Source organism: Streptomyces sp. NPDC088354 (assembly GCF_044753585.1).
In the GTDB taxonomy this organism is placed as follows: Bacteria; Actinomycetota; Actinomycetes; order Streptomycetales; family Streptomycetaceae; genus Actinacidiphila.
In genome coordinates, this window is record NZ_JBIVNJ010000006.1 from 264220 (window position 1) to 290480 (window position 26261).

General features: G+C 71.5%; 29 protein-coding genes. 17 read left to right on the forward strand and 12 right to left on the reverse strand.

Translation table 11 applies throughout. From position 1 onward, the window contains the following. Positions 1-7 precede the first annotated feature (7 nt). The gene (tpg, locus tag ACIP98_RS12960) at positions 8-562 is read left to right on the forward strand and encodes a telomere-protecting terminal protein Tpg (RefSeq protein ID WP_401975546.1); all 555 of its coding nucleotides are present in this window, start codon (positions 8-10) and stop codon (positions 560-562) included. 103 nt (positions 563-665) lie between these two features. Here tpg and ACIP98_RS12965 read toward each other — a convergent pair whose 3' ends face one another. The 3 genes from ACIP98_RS12965 to ACIP98_RS12975 all read right to left on the reverse strand — a co-directional run bounded on the left by ACIP98_RS12965 (position 666) and on the right by ACIP98_RS12975 (position 3498). Further along, entirely contained in the window at positions 666-1922 is a 1257-nt protein-coding gene (locus ACIP98_RS12965; RefSeq protein WP_401975547.1) for an MFS transporter, read from the reverse strand. Then, complete coding sequence (locus ACIP98_RS12970) at positions 1913-2413, reverse strand: MarR family winged helix-turn-helix transcriptional regulator (protein WP_401975549.1); 501 nt, start codon at positions 2411-2413, stop codon at positions 1913-1915. Before ACIP98_RS12970 ends, ACIP98_RS12965 begins: the two co-directional genes overlap by 10 nt. A gap of 236 nt (positions 2414-2649) precedes the next feature. Then, complete coding sequence (locus tag ACIP98_RS12975; RefSeq protein WP_401975551.1) at positions 2650-3498, reverse strand: helix-turn-helix transcriptional regulator; 849 nt, start codon at positions 3496-3498, stop codon at positions 2650-2652. A 134-nt stretch (positions 3499-3632) separates the two neighbouring features. Here ACIP98_RS12975 and ACIP98_RS12980 point away from each other — a divergent pair, with 134 nt between their 5' ends. Next, positions 3633-4487 carry an NAD-dependent epimerase/dehydratase family protein gene (locus ACIP98_RS12980; protein WP_401975553.1) on the forward strand — a complete coding sequence of 285 codons (855 nt, stop codon included), beginning with the start codon at positions 3633-3635 and terminating at the stop codon, positions 4485-4487. Between the two features lie 282 nt (positions 4488-4769). Beyond that, on the forward strand, positions 4770-5297 hold the full coding sequence (locus ACIP98_RS12985) for an ATP-binding protein (RefSeq protein ID WP_401975555.1): 528 nt from the start codon (positions 4770-4772) through the stop codon (positions 5295-5297). Positions 5298-5417: 120 nt separating this feature from the next. On the opposite strand, the gene ACIP98_RS12990 is transcribed toward ACIP98_RS12985, so the two are convergent. Together ACIP98_RS12990 and ACIP98_RS12995 are read right to left on the reverse strand one after the other, a co-directional pair. Further along, entirely contained in the window at positions 5418-6338 is a 921-nt protein-coding gene (locus ACIP98_RS12990; protein ID WP_401975558.1) for an SGNH/GDSL hydrolase family protein, read from the reverse strand. A 205-nt stretch (positions 6339-6543) separates the two neighbouring features. After that, positions 6544-6924: an SMI1/KNR4 family protein gene (locus ACIP98_RS12995; RefSeq protein ID WP_401975560.1), complete on the reverse strand. Its 381-nt coding sequence runs from the start codon at positions 6922-6924 to the stop codon at positions 6544-6546. 442 nt (positions 6925-7366) lie between these two features. On the opposite strand from ACIP98_RS12995, the gene ACIP98_RS13000 reads away from it, so the two are divergent. Next, positions 7367-7693 carry an ArsR/SmtB family transcription factor gene (locus ACIP98_RS13000; protein WP_401975563.1) on the forward strand — a complete coding sequence of 109 codons (327 nt, stop codon included), beginning with the start codon at positions 7367-7369 and terminating at the stop codon, positions 7691-7693. Between the two features lie 54 nt (positions 7694-7747). Here the strand turns inward: ACIP98_RS13000 and ACIP98_RS13005 are convergent, their stop codons facing one another. Beyond that, positions 7748-8152: a DUF5997 family protein gene (locus tag ACIP98_RS13005; RefSeq protein ID WP_319659479.1), complete on the reverse strand. Its 405-nt coding sequence runs from the start codon at positions 8150-8152 to the stop codon at positions 7748-7750. Positions 8153-8234: 82 nt separating this feature from the next. On the opposite strand from ACIP98_RS13005, the gene ACIP98_RS13010 reads away from it, so the two are divergent. From ACIP98_RS13010 to ACIP98_RS13030, 5 genes are all read left to right on the forward strand, one after another. Next, entirely contained in the window at positions 8235-9041 is an 807-nt protein-coding gene (locus ACIP98_RS13010) for a LysR family substrate-binding domain-containing protein (RefSeq protein WP_319659478.1), read from the forward strand. Between the two features lie 181 nt (positions 9042-9222). Then, complete coding sequence (locus tag ACIP98_RS13015; RefSeq protein WP_319659477.1) at positions 9223-10428, forward strand: cytochrome P450; 1206 nt, start codon at positions 9223-9225, stop codon at positions 10426-10428. Positions 10429-10801: 373 nt separating this feature from the next. Then, positions 10802-11926 carry a type III polyketide synthase gene (locus tag ACIP98_RS13020; RefSeq protein WP_319659476.1) on the forward strand — a complete coding sequence of 375 codons (1125 nt, stop codon included), beginning with the start codon at positions 10802-10804 and terminating at the stop codon, positions 11924-11926. A 126-nt stretch (positions 11927-12052) separates the two neighbouring features. Beyond that, positions 12053-12460 (forward strand): ArsR/SmtB family transcription factor, encoded by a 408-nt coding sequence (locus tag ACIP98_RS13025; protein WP_401975566.1) that lies wholly within the window; start codon positions 12053-12055, stop codon positions 12458-12460. After that, positions 12457-13095 (forward strand): SRPBCC family protein, encoded by a 639-nt coding sequence (locus ACIP98_RS13030; protein ID WP_319659474.1) that lies wholly within the window; start codon positions 12457-12459, stop codon positions 13093-13095. The genes ACIP98_RS13025 and ACIP98_RS13030 overlap by 4 nt, the downstream gene beginning before the upstream one ends. A gap of 11 nt (positions 13096-13106) precedes the next feature. On the opposite strand, the gene ACIP98_RS13035 is transcribed toward ACIP98_RS13030, so the two are convergent. The 3 genes from ACIP98_RS13035 to ACIP98_RS13045 form a co-directional block, all read right to left on the reverse strand. Beyond that, positions 13107-13469 (reverse strand): DUF6204 family protein, encoded by a 363-nt coding sequence (locus tag ACIP98_RS13035; protein ID WP_401975568.1) that lies wholly within the window; start codon positions 13467-13469, stop codon positions 13107-13109. Positions 13470-13542: 73 nt separating this feature from the next. Beyond that, positions 13543-14037 carry a DUF2000 domain-containing protein gene (locus ACIP98_RS13040; RefSeq protein ID WP_319659472.1) on the reverse strand — a complete coding sequence of 165 codons (495 nt, stop codon included), beginning with the start codon at positions 14035-14037 and terminating at the stop codon, positions 13543-13545. A gap of 188 nt (positions 14038-14225) precedes the next feature. Continuing rightward, complete coding sequence (locus ACIP98_RS13045; protein ID WP_319659471.1) at positions 14226-14708, reverse strand: Lrp/AsnC family transcriptional regulator; 483 nt, start codon at positions 14706-14708, stop codon at positions 14226-14228. A 292-nt stretch (positions 14709-15000) separates the two neighbouring features. On the opposite strand from ACIP98_RS13045, the gene ACIP98_RS13050 reads away from it, so the two are divergent. After that, positions 15001-15816 carry an SAM-dependent methyltransferase gene (locus ACIP98_RS13050; protein WP_319659470.1) on the forward strand — a complete coding sequence of 272 codons (816 nt, stop codon included), beginning with the start codon at positions 15001-15003 and terminating at the stop codon, positions 15814-15816. Between the two features lie 130 nt (positions 15817-15946). On the opposite strand, the gene ACIP98_RS13055 is transcribed toward ACIP98_RS13050, so the two are convergent. Together ACIP98_RS13055 and ACIP98_RS13060 are read right to left on the reverse strand one after the other, a co-directional pair. Next, the gene (locus tag ACIP98_RS13055; protein WP_319659469.1) at positions 15947-16855 is read right to left on the reverse strand and encodes a helix-turn-helix transcriptional regulator; all 909 of its coding nucleotides are present in this window, start codon (positions 16853-16855) and stop codon (positions 15947-15949) included. 161 nt (positions 16856-17016) lie between these two features. Next, entirely contained in the window at positions 17017-17253 is a 237-nt protein-coding gene (locus ACIP98_RS13060; RefSeq protein WP_319659468.1) for a DUF397 domain-containing protein, read from the reverse strand. A gap of 163 nt (positions 17254-17416) precedes the next feature. Here ACIP98_RS13060 and ACIP98_RS13065 point away from each other — a divergent pair, with 163 nt between their 5' ends. Beyond that, entirely contained in the window at positions 17417-17875 is a 459-nt protein-coding gene (locus tag ACIP98_RS13065) for an ATP-binding protein (protein WP_319659467.1), read from the forward strand. A 344-nt stretch (positions 17876-18219) separates the two neighbouring features. After that, entirely contained in the window at positions 18220-20064 is a 1845-nt protein-coding gene (gene asnB, locus ACIP98_RS13070) for an asparagine synthase (glutamine-hydrolyzing) (RefSeq protein WP_401975572.1), read from the forward strand. A 64-nt stretch (positions 20065-20128) separates the two neighbouring features. Here the strand turns inward: asnB and ACIP98_RS13075 are convergent, their stop codons facing one another. Beyond that, positions 20129-21583, reverse strand: coding sequence for an amidohydrolase family protein (locus ACIP98_RS13075; protein ID WP_401975574.1), 1455 nt, complete (start codon positions 21581-21583; stop codon positions 20129-20131). Between the two features lie 418 nt (positions 21584-22001). On the opposite strand from ACIP98_RS13075, the gene ACIP98_RS13080 reads away from it, so the two are divergent. The 5 genes from ACIP98_RS13080 to ACIP98_RS13100 all read left to right on the forward strand — a co-directional run bounded on the left by ACIP98_RS13080 (position 22002) and on the right by ACIP98_RS13100 (position 26259). After that, on the forward strand, positions 22002-22823 hold the full coding sequence (locus ACIP98_RS13080) for an IclR family transcriptional regulator C-terminal domain-containing protein (protein WP_401975577.1): 822 nt from the start codon (positions 22002-22004) through the stop codon (positions 22821-22823). A gap of 143 nt (positions 22824-22966) precedes the next feature. Then, a complete protein-coding gene (locus tag ACIP98_RS13085) occupies positions 22967-24181 on the forward strand; it encodes a CaiB/BaiF CoA-transferase family protein (protein ID WP_319659463.1) in 1215 nt (404 codons plus the stop codon). Continuing rightward, complete coding sequence (locus tag ACIP98_RS13090; RefSeq protein ID WP_401975579.1) at positions 24178-25047, forward strand: citryl-CoA lyase; 870 nt, start codon at positions 24178-24180, stop codon at positions 25045-25047. The genes ACIP98_RS13085 and ACIP98_RS13090 overlap by 4 nt, the downstream gene beginning before the upstream one ends. Then, a complete protein-coding gene (locus tag ACIP98_RS13095) occupies positions 25040-25903 on the forward strand; it encodes an extradiol ring-cleavage dioxygenase (RefSeq protein WP_401975581.1) in 864 nt (287 codons plus the stop codon). The genes ACIP98_RS13090 and ACIP98_RS13095 overlap by 8 nt, the downstream gene beginning before the upstream one ends. Beyond that, positions 25900-26259 carry a hypothetical protein gene (locus ACIP98_RS13100; RefSeq protein ID WP_401975584.1) on the forward strand — a complete coding sequence of 120 codons (360 nt, stop codon included), beginning with the start codon at positions 25900-25902 and terminating at the stop codon, positions 26257-26259. The genes ACIP98_RS13095 and ACIP98_RS13100 overlap by 4 nt, the downstream gene beginning before the upstream one ends. The last annotated feature ends 2 nt before the right edge of the window (positions 26260-26261 follow it).

Below are 26261 nucleotides of genomic sequence, written 5' to 3' on the forward strand. Positions count from 1 at the left end.
CACATTCATGGGCATGCTCGGCGACAGCCTCGACAAGGCCACCGCGGCCACCTTCACCCGTCCTCTCCCCAAGTCCGCCCAGTCCCGCATGCGCTACCTCGTCAAGCACGAGAAGGGCACCCGTGGCGTCGCCGCCCTCCTCGGCGTCTCCCAGCGCACCGTCGAGCGCTACCTCGCGGGCCGGATCAAGCAGCCCCGCAAGGACCTCGCCGCCCGCCTGGAGGACGCCGTCCGCGAGCGCTGGCAGCCCCGCGTCCGCGACCGCGCGAAGCGGCACGCCGCGACCAGCGGCGGCATCGTCATCGAGACCCGCGCCCGCTTCGGCTTCACGGCCGCCCCCGGCTCCACCGACGACAGCCGCGTCCGCCTCATCACCCAGTCCCTCCCGCCCGCCTACGCCGCCCGCCTCTTCGCCGCCCGGGACGCCGGCGCGACGGAGCAGCAGCTGTGCGCCATCGCCGCCGAGGGCCTCCAGGAGATCTACTTCAAGGACCGCGGCCGCCGCGCCCAGGGCCTGAACGTGGAGTTCACCGACATCGACTACGTCGAGCTCGAGTTCTGACCCGCCGCGCCACCGACCTGCCCGAGGTGAAAGGGCCGTTACACGTTAGTTGGAACCTGGTCACGAGAGTTGGAACCAGTGACTGCGCGCCTCGGAGCGGGGCTCATGGGCTGGCTGCGGCTGTGTGTGGATGGGGCGGTGCGGAGGAACTGCGCAGGTCTGCCGTGGTGGCGCCCACCACGACGACGGCGCCGAGGCATAGCAGGCCACCGGCGACGAGGGCTGCTGCTCCCGAGGTGGCGTCTGCGACGAGACCGCCGCGCATGTTGCCGATGTCGGGTCCCGCTTGCCCGACGATCTGTTCGGCAGCGCTGACGCGGCCGAGAAGTTCGTGCGGGGTGTGCATCTGGACGACGGTGCTCCGGGAGACGACCGAGACGGTGTCGGCGGCGCCGGCTATGACGAGGAAGGCCAAACCGGCCCATGGGTTGGGCGAGAAGCCGAACAGTGTCAACGCTGCGCCCCAGGTGGCGGATCCGCCAAGCATGGCCAGGCCGGGGCGGGGGAACCGCGTGAAGGTTCCGGAGAAGAGCGACGCTGCAACGCCGCCGACGGCGATGGCTGTGAGGAACAGTCCGAGAGTGCGGGGGTTGCCGCCGAACCGTTCGGCGTTGATCAAGGGGAACAGGCTGATGGGCATGGACAGCACGGTGGTGGCCAGGTCTGTGAGCAGGGCCCCGCGAATGACGGGGGTGCGTGCCAGGAAGGCCAGACCGTCCAGCACTCCGCGCAGGCCGGGCCGTGCGGGCTCGTCCCCGGGGTCCATCTTCGGCAGGCCGAATGCACCGTAGAGCGCGGCGACGAAGGTCAGGGCGTCGGTCAGGTAGCAGGCGCCGACACCCAGCCCGCCCACGATCAGTCCGCTCAGTACGGGACCGAGCAGCATGGCGCCCTGGAAGGCGATGCGTCTCAGCGCCAGACCCGCGGCCAGTTGGTGCTCGGGCAGGAGATGGGGAATGAAGGTGCGCGAGGCGGGGCCGCTGCCTGCGCCGAAGCAGGACTGGAGTGCGACCAGCCCCAGAACGCCGGCGGCAGGAACGTGCCCGAGGAAGCCCTGGAATGCGAGGAGGAGCGAACATGCGGCCTGTCCGCTGATCGTGAGCAGGTAGAACTTCCGGCGGTCCACTCGGTCGACGAGCGAGCCGGCGAACAGCCCGAGCGCAACGAGCGGAACCGCCTGGGCCAGCCCGACGGCACCCGTCCACGTGGGGCTCTCTGTCATCTGCCAGACCTGGAACAGGACGGCGACGAGCGTCATCTGGCCGCCGAAACCGGACAGGGTCTGCCCGATCCACAACCGCCGGAACGGTGGTGACGACCGTAACGGAGTCACGTCGATCAGCGTGCGCTTCAGCCCCATGCGGGATCCTCAGCCAGCTTCTCGGCGATCCGGTCGTGGAAGCTCCTGCGCTCCAGAGCCTGCTCGATATCGACGACGACCTGGGAGAGCGGGTAAGGAATCTCCGCCTCCAGTTCAGCGACCGCAGCCTCGGTGGCCCGCCATTCCGCCGCCAGGCGATCCACGATGCGGCGGGCCTTGTCGGTGAGCGTCACCTTCTTGGTGCGCGCGTCGTCGCCCACGACAGTCTGGACCCAGCCGGCCGTGCGCATCGCGGCGACTTTCTGGCTGAGTGCCGAATGCGTGCGCTGGACCGACTCGGCCAGTTCCGCGATGGTCATGGGCCCGCAGGCGTGAAGCCGGAGCAACTCCATCACATAGCTGGGCTTGAGCCCGTCGATCTGTTGCTCGGAGTAGACCTGGGCAATGTCGGCGTCCATGGACGCCTGGAGCAGGCGCAGGGGCCGCCAGAGGCTCTGCTGCGTTGGGTCGAGTGCATGGGGGTCGGCCATGAGAGGCATCGTAACAGTGCTTATATAAATGCTGTTGCTTTAGAAGGTGACCACGAACGCCGCAGGCCCGAGATGTCCGGAACTGGTTCCAACATGAATGGCAATGCGCCGAACGTCGCAAGAAGCGTTACCAGATGATCCAACGAGTGTGTCCCACAAGGTCAAGACCACCAGGTCACGTCGCCACATCGGTTCCGACTTTCGTGTCCCGGCTCAGGTGAAAGGGCCGCAGGCGGTCAGGAGCTCGTCGGAGTCAGGTCCTGCAAGCCCACCACCTGCAGCAACCGCAAGCGCTCGTACGACTCCGTGCCCGGGCGGGCCGTGTGGATGACGAGCCGCTGATTGTGCTCGGAGTTGACGAGGACCTCGCAGTCGAGTTCGAGGATGCCGATCGAGGGGTGGCGGAAGCGTTTCGTGGCGGCGCGGCGTACGGCGACCTCGTGTTCGTCCCAGAGGCGGGCGAACTCCTCGCTCCCGGCGCATAGTTCGGCGACGAGGGCGGAGGGTTCGGGGTCCGTGGGGCGGGCCGAGGCCACCGCTCGCAGGTCGGCGACCTGCTCGCGGGCGCGCTCGGGGCGGTCCTCGGGCGGGAACAGCTCCTGGGCCGCCGGGTCCAGGAAGAAGCGGCGGATCATGTTGCGTCCTTGGGGCGGCCGGGCGAGGACGTCTCCGCTCAGCGCCCGTGACAGCGCGTTCTGGGCCAGGACCTCGCCGCAGTCGGTCACCACCATCGCCGGAGTGTCGTGCAGCCGGTCCAGCACCAGGAGCAGGCCCGGGCGCACGTGCGTGCTGGTCGCCTCCCGGCGCGGCGGCTGTTCCCCGGTGAGGTGGAAGAGGTGGTCGGCTTCGTCCTCCGTCAGGCGCAGGGCGCGGGCCAGCGCGGTGAGCATCTGGCGGGACGGTGTCGGGCCCCGGGACTGTTCCAACCGCGTGTAGTAGTCCACGGACATGCCGGCCAGCTGGGCCACCTCCTCGCGGCGCAGCCCCGGCGTACGGCGGCGGGCGCCGACTGTGAGGCCCACGTCGGAGGGGGCCAGGCGGGCCCGGGCGCGGCGCAGGAAGTCGGCCAGTTCACCTCGGTTCACCCCTCCAGGGTGCGGCAGGCCGGCCGGGTTATCCAGGGACTGCCGATCCCCTGATGAAGAGGTCTCTCCCGGTCGTTCCGGCATCCGCCGAGGCTGGTCGTCAACGACGGGAAACAGTGCGTGAGGAGCACATCATGCTGACTTTGGTGACCGGTACGACAGGACAGGTCGGACGCCGCTTTGTGCCGAGGCTGCTGGCCCAGCGGCAGCCGGGCGAGCAGGTGCGGGTCCTCGTACGGGACGCGGCCCGCGGCGAGCGCTTCGCGGAGCTGGGCGCGCAGGTCGCCGTAGGGGACCTGCGCGACGAGGAGACACTCGGCAAGGCGCTCGTCGGCGTGGACGCCGTCGTCAACGTCGCCGCCTCCTTCCGCGGGGTGCCGGACGAGGAGGCGTGGGCCGTCAACCGGGACGCCGCGGTGGCCCTGGGCCGCGCCGCGCAGTCCTCCGGGGTGGAGCGGTTCGTGCAGGTCAGCACGAACAATGTGTACGGCGTCGGACGGGGCCGCCCGCTGACCGAGGAGGACGAGAGCCGGCCCGGCGGCGAGATGTGGGGCGCCTACCCCGAGTCCAAGGCCGCGGCCGAGCGCGAACTGCTCGCGCTCGAGGGCCTGGACGTACGCATCGGGCGGCTCCCCTTCGTCTACGGCGAGGGCGACCCGCACCTCGCCGACTCCCTGCGCTGGGCGTCCGGTTGGGCTCCGCACCAGCGCCTGCAGATGGCCCACCACGCGGACGTCGCCCAGGGCCTGATGCGTCTGCTGTACGCGCCGGGCATCGCGGGCCGGATCTACAACATCGCCGATGACGCCCCGGTCACGACGGTCGAGCTGCACCAGCTCAACGGTGTCGAGGTGCCCGCCGGCCTCCACGAGCTCACGGACCCCGACCCGTGGTTCGGGATCGTGTCCAACCAGCGCATCCGCCGGGAGCTCGGCTTCCGGCCGATCTATCCGAGCGTCTGGACTGCCCGGGACGCCGGGGCCCTGTGACGGCCGCCGCGCGAGGTCGGCCCTCCCTCTGATCGACCCCACCGCACGGCCGGGCCAGAGGCGTTCGCCGGTCAAGCTCAAAGGAGGTCCAAAGCTTCCCGCCGTACGAACGGCACTTCGGCGTGGGCGAGGCGGAGTAGCCCGTCGGCCACAGCCGCGTTCAGCCACCTCACCGGCCGGGGCGGAGGCCGCCCTTTCGTGCTGGGGATTCGATCACGCAGCGCGTACGGTGGGCGCGAGCGGTCGGCGGGGACGGCACCCCCATGCCGCTAGCGTGGGCGGATGATCGTATGGCTCAACGGCACCCACGGCGCCGGCAAGACCACGACCAGCGCACTCGTGCAGCGACTGCTCGCGGATTCACGGGTGTTCGACGCCGAGAAGGTCGGCGAGACCCTCATGGACATCACGCCGGCGCTGCCCGGACCCGGCTCGGACAACTTCCAGCACTGGCCGCCGTGGCGGCCGCTCGTCGTCGAGACCGCCCGCCGCGTGCTCGACTACACCGGCGGCACCCTGATCGTGCCGATGACCGTCCTGGTCGAGCCGTACTGGCGCGAGATCTGCACGGGCCTGGCCCGACATGCCATTCCCGTCAGGCACTTCGTCCTCCACGCCGACCAGGTCACCCTCCGCGGACGCATCGAGGGGGACACGGTTCTCGGCCCCTCCGCGTTCCGTCTCGCCCACCTCGAGCCCTACGCCGAGGCGGCGCGCACCTGGCTGCACGACGAGGCCGAGGTCGTCGACACCACGCGCCTCACCCCTGCCCAGGCCGCGCAGCGGATCGCGGAGGCTGTCGAGAACTGACCTCTGCGGGCTGCCCGAGAACAGCCGAGCAGCCGTGTCCTGGGGGACGCCGGCAGATACCCGAGCCGTCGCACCCAGGGGCGCACCCCTCCGGGGTGGCCGGAGGGGCGCGCCAGGGTGTCAGTGGTGGCTGTGGTGCGGCCCGTGGTGGTGCGAGAGGGTGCGCACCACGGCGGTGGCCATGGCCTGCTCACCCTGGGCGTTGGGGTGCGCCGGAGCCGCCGGGGTCGCCGGGGCCAGCGACTCGATCCAGCGTTCGCCGGTCGGCCGGCACATGTCGTGACCGATGGTCGGGGTGTAGGTGTCGACGTACCGGGCGCCGTTCTCGCGGGCCTGGCCGGCGAGCATGCTGTTGAGCTTCTTCTCCGTGTCGCGCAGGTAGGAGAAGTCACCGGCGGCGAAGGGCACCGAGGAACTGGTGCACCCCGCACCGTCGTCCGGGAACAGGTCGGGGTAGCCGACCACCAGGACCTCGGCGTGGGGTGACCGCCGGTGGATGCCCCGGATGACCTCAGCGATCCTGGGTGCGGTCTGCTCGACGCGCTCCGCGAGCCGGTCGCTGCCGCCGCTGGTGAAGTGGGCCCGGCAGGGCGCCCCGGCGGGGTCGGAGGAGGTGACACCGGCGCAGGTGGCGATGACGCTGCTGAAGCCGATGTCGTTGCCGCCGATGCTGACGGTGACGACGTCGGTTCCCCGCTCGAGCGCGGTGAACTGGGCCGGTGCGGTGCCCTGCGGCGCGGTCATCTGCGCGGTGGTCGCACCGGAGCAGCTGACGTCGGTGAGGTCCGCGTGCCGCTGGGCCGCCACGAGCGAGGGGTAGTTGTGGCTCGACCGGAAGCAGGTCGTGTCCACCTGGTCGGGGACCAGGGGAGCCGACGCGTAGGAGTCGCCGAGGGCGACGTGGTCCCGCCCGGAGTGACCGGCGGGAGAGGCGCCCGCCTGGCCTGCCGCGAATCCCACCAGTGCCACTGCGCCGGTCAGTGCTGCGGTACTCAGCGCCGCGCCGCGACGCGCGGTCAGCCGAATCCGTACGTTCTTCATTGATGTCCGTTCATCGGTGATGCGTGGCCCGCCTTGACGCCGTGCGGGCCGTCCTGTGCGGTGGACCCCTCCCGCCTGCGCCCGGCACCATGAGCCACCCGCCGACACGCGGAGCGGCACACCGCGATGATTGCTGTGGCAATCAAGAAGATCATGAGAATGCTTGACGATGCAAGCTCGCCTGCGGGCCGTCGGCGGTGTCCGGCTACTGCCAGCGCCAGCCGTGTTCCGGGAAGCGGGTCAGGAACTCCGTGAGCGAGGCCGCCTGGCGCAGGCTCTCGGACCAGGTGGCGGCCGCGGAGTCGACCAGGAGGAGCGGGGGAGGCTGCTGCCGGAAGTCGTAGACCAGCAGTTCGCGGCCACCGTCACCGCCGATGACCACCGCGCCGGGGAGGTGGCCGGCCGGGCCCGCCGTGTCGTTGAGGCCCAGGAGTTCGTCGGCCGGGCAGAGCGTCAGGAAGTCGCCGGATGGCAGGAAGTACCGGGCCACGGAACCCGGGTCGGCGAGGAACGTGCGGTAGTCGTCGGGGAAGGCGACGCCGAGGGCCCGTTCGGCCCGCTGGATCGCGGCGTCTGGTGCGCCCATGGCACGTCCCTCCCCTGGGCGTTCCGGCGCCGCACGCCGAGGACCCTCCCGGGGCGCACCATATCGCGGTCGGACCCCGGTCCGCTCAGCCGTCCCGCGGCGCGGGCGCCGAATGGCCGGCCGCGCCCGACTGCCCTCGCCCCGCGCGGAGTTCGCGGCACGGCAGGGGTGCGGCAACGGTGCCGGGGATGCGGAGGCGGCGGACGCGGGGGCCGCGTCGGCCTCCCTCGGACGCGTCGTGGGGGAGGGGCACGGAGCGGTCCTTTCGGCGGGTCGCGGCGCGCGCGGCGGCAGAGCCGGGCGCGAGGTACGCATACGTTCATACCTCTACCTCAAGGTAAGGCGCAAGACGTACCTGTCGCGAAGTGTGCCCCGGAGGACGCTGTCGCCCCTGAGGTATGGTGATTGTCGTATCCAGGGCGGAAGCGGACCAGGAGGGACCATGCCGGACGCCGAGGGCCACCCCGAGGTCGGGGAGATGGATCTGGGCTCCGTCTTCGCCGCCCTGGCGGACCCGCTGCGCCGCAAGGTCGTCGAGGAACTGTGCCGGGAATCCGAGGGCACCGAGCGCACCTGCGCGTCCTTCGGCCTCGCGATCTCCAAGTCGACCATGACCCACCACTTCCGGGTCCTGCGCGAGGCCGGACTGATCCGGCAGGTCAACTACGGCAACAGCCGCAAGGTCACACTGCGCCGGGACGACCTCCAGGAGCGCTTCCCCGGTCTGCTCGACCTCGTCGTCCGCGGCTCACTCCCCACGTCCGTGTGACGCAGGGCGGGTCCCCGGAGCCCCGGGGACCCCGCCGACCAGGGGGACCGTCGATCAGGAACGCGGCCCGTTCGCCTGCTGCCGGCGCTCCGCGTCGCGCTCCTTCAGGCGTGCCGCCTCCTTGCGAACCTCGGCCTGCGTGGCGCGCTCCCGCACCAGCCACTCCGGGACGTCCTGCTTGAGCGCGTCGATCTGCTCGGTCGTGAGCGGCTCGGTGACGCCGCCGCGCGCCAGGCCCGCGATGGAGACACCCAGCTTGGCCGCGACGACCGGACGCGGGTGCGGCCCGTCGCGCCGCAGTTCCCGCAGCCACTCCGGCGGGTCGGCCTGGAGCGCGTTGAGCTCGTCGCGCGAGACGACGCCTTCCCGGAACGCGGCGGGAGTGGCCTCGAGGTACACACCCAGCTTCTTGGCCGCGGTGGCGGGCTTCATGGTCTGGGTGGCGTGGTGCGACGTCATGGGTCAAGGATATCGATCCCGCGGGGCACCCCCGACCGCGTGGACGGGCCGCCCCCCGCCGCGGCCCGGGTAGCCTGTCCTGGTGACAGGCTCGGAAGCATCCCCCCAGTTCAGGCTCGCCTACGTGCCGGGCGTGACCCCCGCCAAATGGGTGAGGATCTGGCAGGAGCGGTTCCCCGCCGTCCCGCTGGAACTCGTCGCGGTCCCCTCCGCCGAGGCGACGGGCGTGCTGCGCGGCCGCGGTGCCGACGCGGGCTTCGTACGGCTCCCGGTGGACGGCACGGACCTGAGCGCGATCCCCCTCTACACCGAGACGACGGTGGTCGTGATCCCCAAGGACCACGTCATCGCGGCGGTCGAGGAGGTGAGCACCGGCGATCTGGCCGACGAGGTGGTCTTCCACCCCCTCGACGACACCATCGACTGGGAGCGGCCCCCCGGCCGGCCCGCGATCGAGCGCCCCGCCACCACGGCGGACGCCGTCGAGCTCGTGGCGGCGGGGGTGGGCCTGCTGGTCGTCCCGCAGTCCCTGGCCCGGCTGCACCACCGCCGGGACCTCACCTACCGCACGCTGGTCGACGCCCCGCAGTCGCGCGTCGCGCTGTCGTGGCCCGAGGACGCGACGACCGACATGGTCGACGACTTCATCGGCGTCGTCCGGGGCCGGACGGTCAACAGCACGCGGGGCCGTCGGGCCGACGCCCCCGCCCAGACGAAGGACGGGCGTGCCGACGCCGGCGCTGCGCGGCGCAAGCCGGCGGCCGGGAAGAGCGCCGGGAAGACCGGCGGGCGGGCCGGCGGCAAGAACCCGCGCGGCGCCTCCGGGGGCGCCAAGGGCGGCGGTACCGGCCGGGGCGGCAAGCAGGGCAAACCCCGCCGCCGTTCCTGACCCGGGGCACCGGACGCACCGGACCCGGGGCACCCGCACCGTGCCGCTCGTGGGGCTACCGGGCCGGCACGCCGCCCGGGGCGGCCGGTCCCCCGGATGGGCTTGCTGCGGTGGCCGTCAGGGGTCCGGGGGCGATTTGTTGTGAGGTGTTCCCTGACGTCCAGGCTCACTGGAGCATCGCATGGATTCCGGCCCCTCCGCGCACGACTGCCCCTTCGACTTCGCCGTGGCCCTCGAATTCGACCCCCAGCTGAAGCACCTGCTGGAGAACGAACCGATCTCGCGCATCAAGCTGCCCCATGGGGAGGGCGAGGCGTGGCTCGTCACGCGCTACGAGGACGTCCGGACGGTGACGACCGACCGGCGCTTCAGCCGCCGCGGCGTCGTCGGCCGGGACTTCCCCCGCATGACCCCGGAGCCGATCGTGCAGGACGAGGCGATCAACGTGATGGACCCGCCGGACAGCAGCCGGCTGCGCTCCCTGGTCTCCAAGGGCTTCACCCCGCGCCAGGTCGAGCGCATGCGCCCGCACATCGAGCGGGTTGTCACCGAGCTCCTCGACACGATGGCCGCAGAGGGTCCGCCGGCCGACCTCGTGGAGCACCTGGCCGCTCCGCTGCCGCTCACCGCGATCTGCGAGGTCCTCGACATCCCCGAGGACGACCGGTGGCGGCTGCGCGCCCACGCCCGCACGCTGATGGACTTCAGCCCCGACAACCGCGACGACGCGGTGCGGTCCAAGGCCGACCTGCGCGCGTACTTCGCGGAGCTGACCGCGCAGCGGCGCGCGCACCCCGGCGACGACCTGATCAGCGTGCTGGCCACGGCCCGCGACGGCGACGAGATCCTGAACGACAAGGAACTCACCGTCATGGCCATGGTGTTGCTGATCACCGGCCAGGACACGACCTCGAACGAGATCGGCAACATCGCCTACACGCTGCTGACCCGGCCCCGCGAGCTGGCGACACTGCGTGCGCACCCCGAGAAGATCCCGCAGGCCATCGAGGAGATGCTGCGGCACATCCCGTTCCGCAAGGGCGTCGGCATCCCGCGGGTGGCCACCGAGGACGTGGAACTCGGCGGCGTCCTGATCAGGGCCGGGGACATTGTGCACGTCTCCTACCTGACCGCCAATCGCGACGCCGCGAAGTTCGACCGCCCCGACGAACTGGACCTGGAGCGCACCGGTGCCCCGCACATGACCTTCGGCTGGGGCGGCCACCACTGCCTCGGGGCACCGCTGGCGACGATGGAGCTGCAGGTCGCCTTCACCGAGCTGCTGCGCCGCTTCCCCGAGCTGCGGCTGGCCAAGCCGGCCGAGGAGGTGCGCTGGAGCGCCACGTCGATCTGGCGCTACCCGGTGGCGTTGCACGTGGGCTGGTAGGAACCGCCCCGAGTGCCCTCCGGCGCCGGTTCCGCCCGTACGGGGCGGGGCCGGCGCCGTGGCGCGGCGCCCGTGCGGTGCTTGGCCGCCCCGCCTCCGACGTGCGCTCCCGGTCCGGCTGCCGTACTTTTTGTTGGGCGGACCAGAAACCGAATGGGCCACAACGCCATTCCGGCGGTGGCCGGTCCGAATGTGTCATCCGACTCCGTTTGGGCCCACGTGCAATACCGGCGCCATTGGGGCGCCGCATGCGAAATGCCCGTACCTCCCTATCGCCTTTCCGTGAAAGGTACGGGTCCGCCCCGGAAGAAATGCACCGGGGCGGGGCACCACGTGGACCATTGCCCGCAGAGGGACAGGAATGGAGCCAATCATGGCAGTTCTGTGCAAGCCGGTGATCGCGGTTCCCGACAACGTTATCACCTGCGAACAAACGCTCGAGCTGGCACGACGGCTGCACAAAGACCACCCGCAACTCGGCCTGACCCTCAGGCTCATCGAGAACACCGGCGTACGGAAACGGCACCTGATACGGCCGATCGACGAGGTGCTGGAACATCCGGGTTTCGATGTGCGCAGCGAGATCTACGAGGAGGAGTCCAAGGCGCGCGTGCCCGCGGTGGTGCGCCAGGCGCTGGACGAGGCGGAGTTGACGGCCGCCGACATCGACCTCATCATCTACGTCTCGTGCACGGGCTTCATGATGCCGTCGCTGACGGCGTGGCTCATCAACACGATGGGCTTCCGGCACGACACCCGGCAGATGCCCATCGCCCAACTCGGTTGCGCGGCGGGCGGCGCGGCCATCAACCGCGCGCACGACTTCTGCACGGCGTACCCCGAGGCCAACGCCCTCATCGTGGCCTGCGAGTTCTGCTCGCTGTGCTACCAGCCGACCGACCTGAGCGTCGGAACGCTGCTGTCCAACGGCCTGTTCGGCGACGGTGTCGCCGCCGCCGTGGTGCGGGGCAACGGCGGCACCGGGATGCGGCTGGAGCGCAACTCCTCCTACCTCATCCCCAACACCGAGGCCTGGATCTCCTACGCGGTGCGCCAGACCGGATTCCACTTCCAGCTCGACAAGCGCGTGCCCGGCACCATGGAGCCGCTGGCGCCGGTCCTGCGCCGCGTGGCCGCGGAGCACCAATGGAACGCGTCGGAGCTGGACTTCTACGTCATCCACGCGGGCGGCCCGCGCATCCTGGACGACCTGAGCCGCTACCTCGGCGTCGCTCCCGAGGCGTTCCGCTTCAGCCGTGCCACGCTCACCGAGTACGGCAACATCGCCAGTTGCGTCGTGCTCGACGCCCTGGCCCGGATGTTCGACGAGGGCACGGCACTCGACGGCCACCGCGGCCTGCTGGCCGGCTTCGGCCCCGGCATCACCGCCGAGATGGTGCTCGGCACCTGGGTCAAGGCCGACTACGACGCGGACGTGCTGCCGCAGCACAACTACGGGACCCTCGACGACGGCCTCCGCGACCCCGCGGCCCCGTGAGGCCGGGGACGGCGGATGCGGACCGGGACGGCCCGGGGCGGTGGACCGCCCCGGGCCGCCGGCGCTTCCGCGAGGGCGTTCTATAAGTGATTGCTTATATAAGTGGACGCTGGCATAGTTCTCGCCGTGCACGCATTCGACATCCTCGGTGATCCGGTGCGCCGACGGATACTGGAGCTGCTCGCCGCCGGTGAGCAGCCCTCCGGTGCCATCAGCGACGCGATCCGGGAGGAGTTCGGCATCTCGCAGCCCGCGGTGTCCCAGCACCTGCGGGTGCTGCGGGAACACGGCTTCGCCGTCGTCCGCGCGGAGGGGACGCGGCGGCTCTACGCCGTGGAAGCCGCCCCGCTGCGCGAGGTCGACGCCTGGCTGGAGCGTTTCCGCGGTTTCTGGGAGCAGCGGCTGGACGCGCTGGGCACGGAGTTGGCGCGCGGGCGCCGGGAGCGGCGGATCGCCGGGGAACGGCGGCAGGGACCACGGCCGGGGGCGGGGCTCGCCCCCCGCTCCGGGAAGGAACAGGAAGAGACGCCATGAGCGACATCGTCGACCAGATCAACCACGTCCACCGGCAGGTCGGCTCCCGGGACGTCTCCGGTGAGGAGGCCCGCACGGTCCTGCTCCGCCGCGCCTACGACGCGGACATCGAGGACGTGTGGGACGCCTGCACCACCGCCGAGCGCATCCAGCGCTGGTTCCTCCCGGTCACCGGCGACCTGCGCCTCGGCGGCCACTACCAGCTGGAGGGCAACGCGGGCGGGGAGATCCTGCAGTGCGAACCGCCCCGACTGCTGCGCGTCAGCTGGGTGATGGGCGAGGCGCCGGGCTTCAGCGAGGTGGCGGTGCGGCTCACCGAGCAGGACGAGCGGACCGTCCTCGAACTCGAGCACGTCGCGGTCGTCCCGCCCGGCATGTGGGACCAGTTCGGCCCCGGAGCCGTCGGCGTGGGCTGGGACCTCGCGCTCCTCGGGTTCGGCCGCTACCTTGCCGGTGACTTCCCCACCCCCGAGCAGGCCGCCGAGTTCGCGGAGTCCGACGAGGTGCGGGTGTGCATGACGCGCAGCAGCGAGGCATGGGGCGAGGCCTACGCCGCCTCGGGCGCGCCCGAGGACGTCGTCGCCGCCGCGGTCGCCGCGACGACCGGCTTCTACGTCCCGCCGCGCGAGGCGTAGCGGGCCGATCGTCAGGCGGGATTCCCCATGGCGGCCGCGCGGCGCTGCCGCTTGCCGAGCGGGGCCTGGGAGAGGTCCTCGGCCTGGGCGCGGAGGTGCTTGAAGCCGTAGCCGCGTCCGGTCAGCCAGGCCCGGGCCGCCTGCTCGGCGCGCTCGGTCGCCTCGAGGATGTCCTCCTCGGCCTCGCCGGCGTCCTGGAAGCGGAAGGTGAACGCGGGGCGGGCGGCGATGTCGTACGAGAGGTGTCCCTCGGGGGTGAAGGCCGCGTGCAGCACGTCGTGCTCCCCGGCGCGGGCCAGGAGTTCGGAGCGCTGTTCGGGGCCGAGGCCGTCGAAGACGCCACGGACGGTGATGCGGAAGACGCGGGTGCTCATGCTCCGACCCTAGGCCGGGCGGCCGTCCCCGTTCCACCGGGTTTCCGGCGGCCTGTCCGCGCGCCGCGGGCGATCACGACATCAGCGGCAGCCTGCCGACGATCCTGTCGACGCGGTTGCGCGGCCCGACGATGCTCACCGCGCAGTAACCGACGTCCTCGGCCGCGGTCCTGCCCAGCGTGGCCAGGTAGTCCGCGTAGACGCGGGTCTGCTGGGCGGCCGCGGGCATGTCGGCGACGAAGGTGCCGGCGGAGGCGTGCGCCTTGGCGCGGATCGCCCGCAGTGCGGCGGCGTCGGCGGTCAGGACCGTGCAGCCCGCCCACGGCAGCCCCGGGTGGGCGTTGCCCTCGGAGTCGGTGGCGTCCTCCCCGAGGAGCCCGGTCACGGCGACGGCGGTGGCCGCGCCCGCGCAGACCGCGGCGTTGACGGCCCGTCCCGGCGGCAGGTCGCTGTCGACGACGACGACCCACTTGAGCCGGGCCGCGCGGGTCGGTGCGGCCGGGTCGATCTCCTCGGGCGAGAAGCCGACGGTTGCGGTGCGGGACGGGGTGATGTTCTCGGCGGTCATGACCTGCTCTCCTGCCGCGTCTGTTCGGTGGACCGGGCAGATGCTAGGCAGGTATGTGGCCGGATGGCGCCCCCGCCGAACTTCCTTCGGGCGGCCCCGCGTGTCCCGGCCGCCCGGCGCAGTTCGTGCGGCGTTCCGCCCGTCCGGTGCCCATCCGTACGGCGGCTCCCCGGGCGGGACCGGTGGCCTCAGCGGGTCCGGCGCCGGTCCGGGTCGGCCGGTTCGACGGAACGGGCCCGCACGTGCTCGTACGCCATCGTGGTCTGCACGTCCGCGACCTCGCGGCGTTCGGTGAGACGGTCGATGACGAAGGCGTAGACGCCGTTCACGTCGGGGACCGCGATGTGGATCAGGAAGTCGTGCGCCCCCGAGGTCACGAACAGGCCGATGGTCTCCGGCAGCCGCGCCGCCCACTCCCGGAACCCCTCGATGACCGGCCGGGCCGGCGGCCGGATGCGCACGGCGATGAGGGCCTGGACCGGGCGCCCCACGGCCTCGAGGTCCAGGGCCGCGTGGAAGCCGGTGATCACCCCGCGCTCGCGCAGCAGCCGCACCCGCTCCAGCGAGGTCGACGGGGACACGCCCGTCTTGGCGGCCAGGTCCCGGTTGGTCTGCCGGGCGTCGTGCTGCAGCTCCCGGATCAGGGCGCGGTCCAGCGCATCGAGTTCCATGCAAGGGACGATATGCCGCACGAAGTACGGCGGCCACCGGCGGCGCCTCGGCTCTCCGCCTCTGTGTCCGGCCCGCCGCGGACGGCGTCAGCCCGTTCCGCGCGGGGGCCGCCGGGACGCGAGGTATGTCGCCCGGTGCACCGCCTGAGGGGATATCAGAAAGCCTTCCGGCACGGCCGATTCCTGATGCGGAATGGGAGAACCACAGTTCGGCGCCGCCTCGTTGCCCCTAGGATGGAGATCCGCGATCAACCCCTGCGTTCGGGGCGTGGGGAAGACTGTGAGGGGCCGGATGAGCCAGGAACGTGAGCCGCTGCCGACCGCGATCGACACGGCGACACCCAGCGTCGCGCGGATGTACGACTTCCTGCTCGGCGGCAAGGACAACTACGCGGTCGACCGCGAGGCATCCGAGGAATTGCTGAAGGTCGTGCCCAGCACCAAGGAACTCGCGGTGAACAACCGGCGGTTCCTCCAGCGCGTCGTGGGCGTGCTCGCGCGGGAGTACGGCATCCGGCAGTTCCTCGACCACGGCTCAGGTCTGCCGACGGTGGACAACGTGCACCAGGTCGCCCAGCGCATCGACCCCGCCTCGCGCGTGGTCTACGTCGACAACGACCCGATCGTCCTCGCGCACGGCCGGGCGCTGCTGGAGGAGAACGAGAACACCGCGGTCATCCAGGCCGACTTCCGCGACACCGAGGGCATCTTCGGCCACCCGGAGGTCGAGCGGCTGATCGACTTCAACGAGCCGGTCGCGGCTCTGTTCGTCTCCGTCATGCACTGCATCACCGACGACGACGACCCGGCGGGTCTGGTGCGCAGGGTCGCGGAGCGTCTGGTGCCCGGCAGTTTCCTCGTGGTGTGCCAACTGGTCAGCGAGGACAAGTCGGTGCGCGACTTCGTGACCGAGTTCATGGACGCCAGCACGCAGGGCAACTGGGGCCGGGTGCGCCAGGAGCACGACGTGGCCGGATTCCTCGACGGACTGCAGATCCTGGAGCCCGGCCTGGTGGAGGTCTCCACCTGGCGCCCCGATACCGACCTGGCACCCCGTCAGGCCACGCAGGAGTGGATCGAGTTCGGCGGCGTCGGCCGCAAGGTCTGACCGGCCCCGCGCGGCCCGGGAACGGGAAGGGGAAGGCGAGCGTGCGCCGGCTCCACGAGGCGGTCCGGCCCGCCCGCCCGCAGGCCTAACCGGGCGTCAGGACGCCTTGATTCCTTCGGCGCGGAAGCGGCTAGAGCAGCTGCTTCACGATGTCGTTCAGGATGCCCGGTGTCCGCGCCGGCGGCTCGGCCTCCGCGCTGAGGCGGTCCATGACGGCCAGGTAGTTGTCGACGTCTTCCTGCTTGTCCAAGTAGAGCGAGCTGGTCAGCTGCTCCAGGTAGACGATGTCCGGCAGGTCCGGCTCCAGGAAACGCAGGATCGTGACCGGGCCGCCGGCCGTGGCGAGGCCGCCGACGCTGAAGGGCGCGATCTGCAGCGTCACGTTCGGCAGCGCCGCCACCTCGATGAGACGTTCCAGCTGGCTGCGCATGGCCTCCCGGCCGCCCAGCGTCCGGCGCAGGGCCGCCTCGTCCACGACCGCCCACAGCCTCGGCGCGCCCGGCGCGGTCAGCAGCCGCTGACGGTCCATGCGCAGCGCCACCCGGCGTTCCAGCTCGACGCCGGACGCCCGCGGGTGCCCCAGGCGGATCACGGAGCGGGCGTACTCCTCGGTCTGCAGCAGGCCGGGGATGAACTGCACCTCGTAGGTACGGATGATGGAGGCGGCCTCTTCCAGGCCGACCAGCGTCTCGAACCAGCCGGGCAGGACGTCGCCGTACCGGTGCCACCAGCCGGGTGTGTTGGCCTGGCGCGCGAGGTTGAGGAAGTCGGCGCGCTCGGTCTCGTCGGTCACCCCGTACAGGGTGAGCAGATCGGCGACGTCGCGCTCCTTGTAGCCCACGCGGCCCAGCTCCAGCCGGCTGATCTTGGCGTGGGAACCGCGGATCGCCTCGCCGGCGTCCTCGCGGGAGATACGGGCCGCCTCCCGCAGCCTGCGCAACTGGGTGCCGAGCACGATGCGCAGGACCGTGGGACCGCCTCGCGGGTGCTCCAGGTACTGCTTTATCGACGGTTCGTTGCTCGGCCGCGTGGCGGTCATGCCGACTCCCGTGAGTGACTGGGCAGACAGCCAGTCTCCCACCAATGGGCGTGCGAATACAGCCATATCCCCGGGCGCGCCGCACGCGTTCGCGGACGGCGCGCCGACGGGACCGCGCTTCGAAAGGGTGGAGGGCAGGTCATCGGTGGTGTGAGGGTCCGTCAGCCGGCCATGTCGTCGAAGTCGCCGTCCTTGACGCCGCCGAGGAAGGCCTCGATCTCCGCGCGCGTGTAGACGAGGGCGGGACCCCCGGGGTGGCGGGAGTTGCGCATCGCGAAGCCTCCGCCCGGCAGCGCCGTGAGCTCCACGCAGTTGCCGCTGGGGTTGCTGCGGCCGCTCTTCCGCCAGACCGCGCCGTCGATGTCGGTGGCCGGGACGCCGTTTTCGAACTCCCGCATGGATACGCCTCCTTGGCGTTCTGCACGTGCATCTGCACGTGCAGACGTACTTACAGTTGCACTTACGACTGTAATTGCAGATGTGCTTGCACGGGTAGGGATCCGACCGGGATAGTGGAGTGTGTAGACACCGCGCCCCCCTCGACGCTCCGCGGAGTACTCGATGACGACTCACCCGGCGACCCCCCTCGACTTCGACCTGCCCGAGGGTCCCGGGACACGTTTCGCCGCCTGCGGGCTGAGCGGCGACCTCCAAGCGGCGGGCGCCGCCCGGCAGTTCACCCGGTCCACGCTGTGCGAGTGGGGCATGCTGAGGGTGGTCGACAACGCGTCGATAGTCGTCTCGGAGATGCTGACCAACGCCGTGCGCTACGGACTGGAGGACGCGAGGTGCGCGCTCTCCGACCGGCCGCTGTGGCTGGGGCTGCTGCTGCGCGACACCTCCGTGCTCTGCACGGTCGCCGATCCGGGCACCGGCATCCCGGTGCTGAAGGAGCCCGACTGGCTCGCGGAGTCGGGGCGGGGGCTCCACATCATCGACTCGCTCAGTGACTCCTGGGGCTGGACGCCGCCCGACGAGTCGGGGAAGTCCGTCTGGGCGCTGGTCTCCGCCCGCGTGTGATCCGTCGCCGCCACTCCGCTCACCCGGACGGATGTCCGCGCACCGATCCGCGGCCCGGGCCGGCGAGCGGGCGCGTCGGCTCGCGGCGTGGCTGTGTCATGGCGTCGCCGCAGGTCAGGGGCGCCTTTCCGGTCCCTGAGCCGCAGGTCGCGACCCTCGGTGATCGTTGCCTGAGGCGTTTGACGAATAGCACATATCGACGCAGACTCGGGCATATAGCTGCTTAATACACATCACTCCCAGTGATGGTGCTCCCGGCGCGGAGTCGCCAGTCGGGATCCCGGGGCCGACCCGCGCAGGAACACAGCGGCACACAACGGCACGCCAGAGCCGGAGGCAGACGCATGTGCGGAATCGCGGGATGGGTCTCGTTCGAGCGGGACCTGCGCAACGAGCAGGCCACACTGGACGCGATGACCGAGACGATGGCCTGCCGAGGGCCGGACGCCCGCGGCACCTGGGTGCAGGGGCCGGCCGCGCTCGGCCACCGGCGGCTCGCCATCATCGACCTGCCGGGTGGCCGGCAGCCGATGGCGGCCGAGGACCCCGACGGCGGTACGGCGGTCATGGTGTACTCCGGTGAGGCGTACAACTTCACCGAGCTGCGCAAGGAACTCGCCGCACGCGGCCACCGCTTCACCACCACCTCGGACACCGAAGTGGTGCTCCACGGCTACCTGGAGTGGGGTGAGGGAATCGCCGAACGGCTGAACGGCATGTACGCCTTCGCCATCTGGGACAGCCGCGCCGAGAAGCTGGTCATGATCCGCGACCGCATGGGCATCAAGCCCTTCTACTACTACCCGACCGACGACGGCGTGATGTTCGGCTCCGAGCCCAAGGCGATCCTCGCCAACCCGCTCGCCGCGCGCCATGTCACCCTCGACGGCCTGCGCGAGCTGTTCGCGTTCGTCAAGACCCCCGGTCACGCGTTCTGGGACGGTATGCGCGAGGTCGAGCCCGGCACCGTGGTGACCGTGGACCGGGGCGGGCTGCGCACCCATGTGTACTGGTCGCTGCGGACCGAGCGGCACACCGACGACAAGGAGACGTCGATCGCCCGCGTGCGCGAGCTGCTCGACGACATCGTCCGCCGCCAGCTCGTCGCCGACGTACCGCGCTGCACCCTGCTGTCCGGCGGGCTCGACTCCTCGGCGATGACCGCGCTGGCCGCTCGCCAACTGGCCACCGTGGGCGAGACGGTGCGCAGCTTCGCCGTCGACTTCGTCGGCCAGACCGAGCACTTCGTCCCGGACGCCCTGCGCGCCACTCCCGACACGCCGTTCGTCCACGACGTCGCCGCACTGGCCGGGACGGAGCACCAGGACATCGTGCTCGACTCCGATCAGCTCGCCGACCCGGAGGTGCGCGCGCGGGTCATCCGCGCCCGGGACATCCCCGCCGGGCTCGGCGACATGGACAGCTCTCTGTACCTGCTGTTCAAGGCCATCCGGCAGCACTCGACCGTGGCCCTGTCCGGTGAGTCCGCGGACGAGGTCTTCGGCGGTTACCAGCAGTTCTTCGACGAGGAGGCCCGCAGGGCCGACACCTTCCCCTGGCTGGTGCACTTCGCCCAGCAGTTCGGGGACGACGGCAACGTCCTGACCGAGCCCCTGTCCAAGGCCCTGGACCTGGAGGGCTATGTCCACGACGGTTACCGCGAGGCGCTGACCGGGGTGCAACGCCTCGACGGGGAGAGCGACTTCGAGTTCCGGATGCGGGTCATCAGCTATCTGCACCTCACCCGCTTCGTGCGCATCCTCCTGGACCGCAAGGACCGGGCCAGCATGGCGGTGGGCCTGGAGGTGCGGGTGCCGTTCTGCGACCACCGGCTGGTGGAGTACGTCTACAACACGCCCTGGGCGCTGAAGTCCTTCGACGGCAGGGAGAAGAGCCTGCTGCGCGAGGCCACCGTGGACCTGCTGCCGCAGTCCGTGTACGACAGGGTCAAGAGCCCCTACCCCTCCACCCAGGACCCGCAGTACGCCGTGGCACTGCGGGAGAACGGCAGGGACCTGCTGGCCAAGCCCTCCCACCCGGTGTTCGACCTGGTCAGCAAGGCCTGGCTGGAACGTGCGGTCAAGGACGACGCCCCGCAGCACACGCAGGCCGCGCGGCACGGGCTGGAGCGCGTCCTCGACCTCGCGCTGTGGATGGACATCTACTCGCCCACCGTCGACGCGGCCTGACCCGGCCGCCGGCCGGTGGCGGCCGGTCGGCGACCGGGCCGGTCAGGCAGGCCGGCCCGGGGCGTCACTCGGTCCGGCTGTGCGTGGAGCTGCTGCGGTAGTCCGTGTACTGGTAGGGGTTGTCGAGGATCTTCGTCTCGGGGACGTCGGGGTTCATGCCCCGGGCCCAGCCCTCCTCGCCGAGCTGCGAGCGCAGGTGCTCCACCGTCCGCTCGACCTCGCGGCGCGCGGCCGCGAGGTCGACGCCGACCAGTCGGTGGTCGTGCTTGACGACCCGGCCGTCGACCAGCACGGTGTGCACGTCGCCGCGCTGGGCCTGGAAGGCCACGTGGCCGTAGGGGTTGAGCAGCGGGAACGAGACGGGGGAGTGCTCGTTCTTGATCAGGACGAGGTCGGCCTTCTTGCCGGTCTCGATGCTGCCGAGCTCGTGGTCACGGCCCAGGGTGCGGGCGCCGCCGCGGGTAGCCCAGTCCACGACATGGTCGGCGCGCAGGCCCAGGTGCGTCACGGTCTCGCCCTTGGCGTGCGCTTCGTGGTGCTCGCGGGCGCGGTCGGCGCCGAGGGTCGTGCGCATCGCGGAGAACAGGTCACCGCTCCACCACACGCTGGTGTCCATGGACAGCGACACCGGGATGCCGTGGGAGCGGATGGCCCAGGTGGGAGGGTAGCCCTGGCCGGCGCTCTGCTCGCTCTCGGTGGAGACCGATATCGAGCCGCCGGTGGCGGCGATGCGGTGGTAGGAGTCCGCGGACAGCGAGGCGGCGTGGACGTAGACCGTGCGGTCGGTCATGAAGCCGTGCTCGTGCATCAGGCGGATGCCGTCGTCGCCGGTGGCACCCCACACGCCGGCGTGCGTGGTGACCGGCACGCCGAGGTCCCGGGCGACCTCGAAGGCGGGCCTCTCCGGGAAGGCGGGGTCGCCGGTCACGTCGAAGGCGAGCTGGAAGCCGAGCATGTCGTCCCCGGTGATCCGGCGGTTCACGAAGTCGCGGAACTCCGGGGCGGCGGTCCACTCGGCCGGCGGCTGCTGGATGTTGCCGTAGGCGAGCACGAAGCGGCCGGGCACGGACCGCAGCGCGTCCACCGCCGCGTCGGCGTGGTCGACGGTCTGCAGGCCGTGCGACCAGTCGACGACGGTGGTGACGCCCGCGTCGACGGCCTCCAGGGCGGCCAGCAGGTTGCCCGCGTGGATGTCCTCGGGCCGGAAGAGCCGGCCGGACTCCAGGTAGTACCAGACGAAGTACTGGGTCAGGGTCCAGTCGGCGCCGTAACCCCGCATGGCGGTCTGCCACATGTGCCGGTGGGTGTCGATCATGCCGGGCATGACGATGCCGCCCGTGGCGTCGACGACGACGGAGCCGTCCGGGGCGGCCAGGTCCGGTCCCACCGCGGCGATCCGGTCGCGGAGGACCAGGACGTCGGTGTTGTGGAGCACCTGCCGCCGGTCGTCCATCGGCAGGACCGTGCCGCCGCGCAGCAGGACGGGCCGGCCGGGCAGGAACTCCGCTTGCTCGTTCATCGTCGAACTCCACTCCTCGCCATGAGTGCGGTTGGCAGGCAGCCGCCCTTGAGCGATCAACGGACTTTCGTCCGGCAAGCGGTCACTTGGAATTTCTGTCACTGTGAGGTCGTGTGTCGGCGGTGTCAAGGAATCTGTCAGCACCGGTTGCACGGCGCCCCGGCGCGCGCCGAGCGGGGGTCTTGCACGCCGCGTCCGCCTGCCGGAGGCTTCGCGGGAGTGAGGCGACGGGCGGGCGGTTCCGCGGGTCAGCCGGTCTGCGGGCCCGGGCGGGGCACCGGCCTGAACTGGCGCGACGGCGAACGCAAAGGCCGCCCTTCCGTGAGCCGTTCGCGCGAACCTGCGTCCGCCTGACGGACGCTAGGCTGGACCGTTCCCATCGACCGCGCACCGAATCCGTACGTCAGCTGGAGGCGACATGCCACGCGAGGGCACCGGACCCGACTTCATCGAGGCGCTCGCGCGCGGCCTGGAGGTGATCACGGCCTTCGCGCCGCACCGGCCGGCGATGTCCCTGAGCGAGGTGGCCGCCGCGACCGGCCTGGCGCGGCCCACGGCCCGGCGCATCCTGCTCACCCTCCAGGAACTCGGTTATGTGCGCACCGCGTCCGGCGGTGGCGGCTACGCGCTCACCCCCCGGGTGCTCGAACTGGGCGTGGCCTATGTGCGGTCGATGGGCCTGTGGGACGTGGCCCGCCCGCACATGGAGGAACTGTCCGGGCGCACCGGGGAGTCCTGCTCCGTTGCGCAGTTGGACGGCCCGGACATCGTGTACGTGGCCCGGGTGGCGGTGCCGAAGATCGTGACCCTGGCCGTGCAGATCGGGACGCGCTTCCCCGCCCTGCAGACCTCGCTGGGCAAGGTGCTGCTGGCGGCGCTGGCGCCCGAGGAGGCCGACGCCGTGCTCGCCGAGCCCAGCCGGTCGGGGCTGGAACCGCGCTGGCGGCCCGGTCCCGAGGAGCGCGACGCGGAACTGCGCCAGGTGCGGGCCCGCGGGTGGGCGCTGACCGACGAGCAACTCGCCCGCGGCATCCGGTCGGTCGCGGTCCCGCTGCGCGACGGGACCGGCCGGGTCGTCGCCGCCCTGAACGTCAACACCCACGCCGCCGAGACGTCCGTGGAGCACCTGCTCGACCACCATCTGCCGCTGCTGCTGCAGGCCGCGGGAGAGATCAGTGCCGATTTCGCCCTGCTGGAGACGGTTCCGCACGTGACGCGGGCCGCGCTGCCGCGGGCCTGAGCGGGGCTGAGCGGGGCCCCGGGGCGGGAGGCCGGCGGGCAGCCGGGGGATCGGGCGGGCGAAGGTCTTGACGTCGGCGGGTGACATGCCAGAATCGCTGTGGCGGACAGTCGTCCGTTGTGCGGACATGGAGGCCTGCCCGAATGCCGAACACCCACCTGCCACCTGAGCCGTCCCCGCAGGCAGGGCCGCTGGCCGGTGTGCTGGTCGCCGACTTCTCCCGCATCCTGGCCGGCCCCTACGCCTCCATGCTGCTGGCCGACATGGGCGCCGACGTCGTCAAGGTGGAGAGCCCGCAGGGCGACGACACACGGACGTGGACGCCCCCGGTGCGCGGCGACGTCTCGACGTACTACCTGGGTGTCAACCGCGGCAAGCGCTCGATCGCCCTGGACCTGCGGGACGCGGACGACGCCGCGGCCGCCCGGGAACTGGCCCGCCGCGCCGACGTGCTGATCGAGAACTTCCGGCCCGGCGGCCTGGAGCGGTTCGGCCTGGACTTCGGCTCGGTGTCCGCCGCCAACCCCGGCGTCGTCTACGCCTCCATCAGCGGATTCGGCACCGGCCCCGGACGGAACGTGCCGGGCTACGACCTGATGGTCCAGGCGATCTCCGGCCTGATGAGCCTGACCGGCGACCCCGCCGGGCCGCCCTACCGCGCCGGCATCTCGGTCTTCGACGTCATGGCCGGCAACCACGCGGCCATCGGCATCCTCGCGGCGCTGCGCCACCGCGACGCCACCGGGGACGGCCAGCACGTCGAGGTCAACCTGCTCTCCTCGGCGCTCACCGGGCTGGTCAACCACAGCTCCGCCTACGCCGCCGGAGGCGTGGTCCCGTACCGGATGGGCAACGCCCACCCCAGCGTCTTTCCGTACGAGCCGCTGCCCACCGCCGACAACGACCTCATCGTGGCGGCCGCCAACGACGGCCAGTTCCGCAAGCTCTGCGAGGTCCTCGGCATCCCCGGGGTCGCCGAGGACCCGCGCTTCGCCCGCAACGCCGACCGCACGGAGCGGCGCGAGGAACTGCGCCCGCTGCTGGTGGAGCAGCTGGCGAAGCGCGGCGCGGTCGAGTGGTTCGAGCTGCTGGTCGAGGCGGGCATCCCGTGCGGGCCGATCAACACCATCGACGGCGGGTTCGCCATGGCCGAGCGCTTCGGGCTCGACCCGATCGTCGAGGTCGGCGAGGGCGACCGCGCGGTGCCCACCACACGGCACCCGATCCGCTTCTCGCACACCCCAGCCGGATACCGGCTTCCCCCGCCCGAACTGGACGAGCACGGAGCCGAGTTGAGGGCCTGGCTGAGCGGCCCCGCCGACTCCGCCGCCCCGGCGGACTCCGGGGAGGGGCGATGACCGGGCCCGCCGGGCAGCCCGCACGGCCCGACCGGGCCGCCCGCCCCACGTACCCCACCGCCCTCGGTGCCTCGTCGACGGAGTCCATCACGCTCCTCGGCCACGACCTGGCCGAGGACGTGATGGGGAAGGTCGGCTTCGGCGAACTCGCCTTCTGGCTGGCCACCCAGCGCCGGCCCACGGCGGGGGAGACCCGGGTCTTCGAGGCCGTGCTCGCCGCGCTGGCCGACCACGGCTTCACCCCCACCGCGATCGTCACCCGGCTGACGTACCTGTCGGCCCCGGACTCCGTGCAGGGCGCGCTCGCCGCCGGACTGCTCGGCGGCGGCTCCCGCTTCCTCGGCGTCACGGAGGACTGCGGCCGCTTCCTGCACGACGTCCTCGACGCCCTGGACGGCCCGCCGCCCACCGACGAGGCCGGCTGGGACGCGCTGGCGCTCACCACCGTGCGGGCCCGGCGGGCCGAGGGGCGCTTCATTCCCGGCCTCGGCCACCACGTGCACAAGAACGGCGACCCCCGCACCCCCCGGCTCTTCCGGATCGCCGAGGAGGAGGGGCTGGCCGGCCCGCACCTCTCGCTGTTCGCCGCCATCGGCCGGGTCCACCCCGAGGTGCTGGGGAAGACGCTGCCGCTCAACGGCGCCGGGGTGTGCGGTGCCGCGCTCGCCGACCTCGGCCTGCCGCTGCAACTGCTGCGCGGATTCGCCCTGCTGGCCCGTACCGCGGGGCTCATCGGGCAGCTCGCGGAGGAACTGCGCCACCCCGTCGCCAACGAGATCTTCCTGTCCGTGGACCTGAACAACCGGTCCGTGGAACCCGACCCCTACGAACGCGCCGACGAGACCAACGGAGGTCCGCATGGCTGAGCTGGTCGCGGTCATCGCGTCCACCCACCACCCGTTCTACTACCGGGCGAGCAACGCCACCGGGGAGGACCGGCCGCCCTTCGCGGACGAATGGGTGCGCAAGGTGGAGGCGTTCCGCGCGACACTGACCGCCGCGCGGCCCGACGTGCTCGTCATGGTCGGCTCCGACCACTTCCACCAGCTGTGGCTGGACAACATGCCGCAGTTCCTCGTGGGCAAGGCGCCCTTCTACGACGCGAACTTCTACAACGAGGAACGCGAGTTCGGCCTGCCCCGGATGCTGATGACGGGCCACGAGGACCTCTCCTCGCACGTGCTGCGCGGCGGCCTCGACCTCGGATTCGACCTCGCCTTCTCCAACGAGATGCGCATCGACCACTCCATCACGTGCCCGATCATCACGCTGCGGCCGCAGAACGACCTGCCGATCGTGCCGATCTACACCAACATCTTCGCGCCGCCGCTGCCGCAGCCCAAGCGCTTCGTGCAGCTCGGACGCGCGATACGCGAGCTCATCGAGTCCTGGCCCGCCGACCAGCGCGTCGCGGTCATCGGCACCGGCCACCTCTCCCTGGAACTCGGCGGGCCGCGCCAGTTCGGGCCGCACGGCCCCGACCCGGAGTTCGACCGCAGGGCCGTGGAGTGGATCGCCTCCGGGGACATCGAGGGCTGCCTCGCCGAGGTCACCCTCGACAGCCTGCACCTGCCGGGGAACGCCACCCACGGCTTCATGGACTTCATGCTGATGATGGGCGTCGCCGGTGAGGGCCGAAAGGCCGACTACACCGACACGTTCGACCTGTTCCACACCATGGAGGCCTACTTCACCTGGTACCCGCGCGGAGGCCGCTCGTGAGCAAGTACCTGCTGAACAAGTTCCTGTACACCGTCGACCGCGACCCCGAGCTGCTGGAGCGCTACCGCGAGGAACCGGTGGCCACCGTGCGGGCGTGGGAGGAGGAGTACGCCAACCGCATCCTCAACTGCCTGCACGGCGAGGCCTCGACATGGCTGAGCTTCGACGACACCGAGCGCGAGGCGCTGTCCACCCACGACTACCCGAAGCTGTTCGAGCTGGGCGCCCATCCCTTCCTCACGATCACGCTCTTCATCGGGCTGTTCGAACGCGACCACGGGCCGCTGGAGTTCCAGAAGGAGTACGCCCGGCGGCTGTCGCACATGACGCTGCCCTACCCCGACATCACCACGTGACC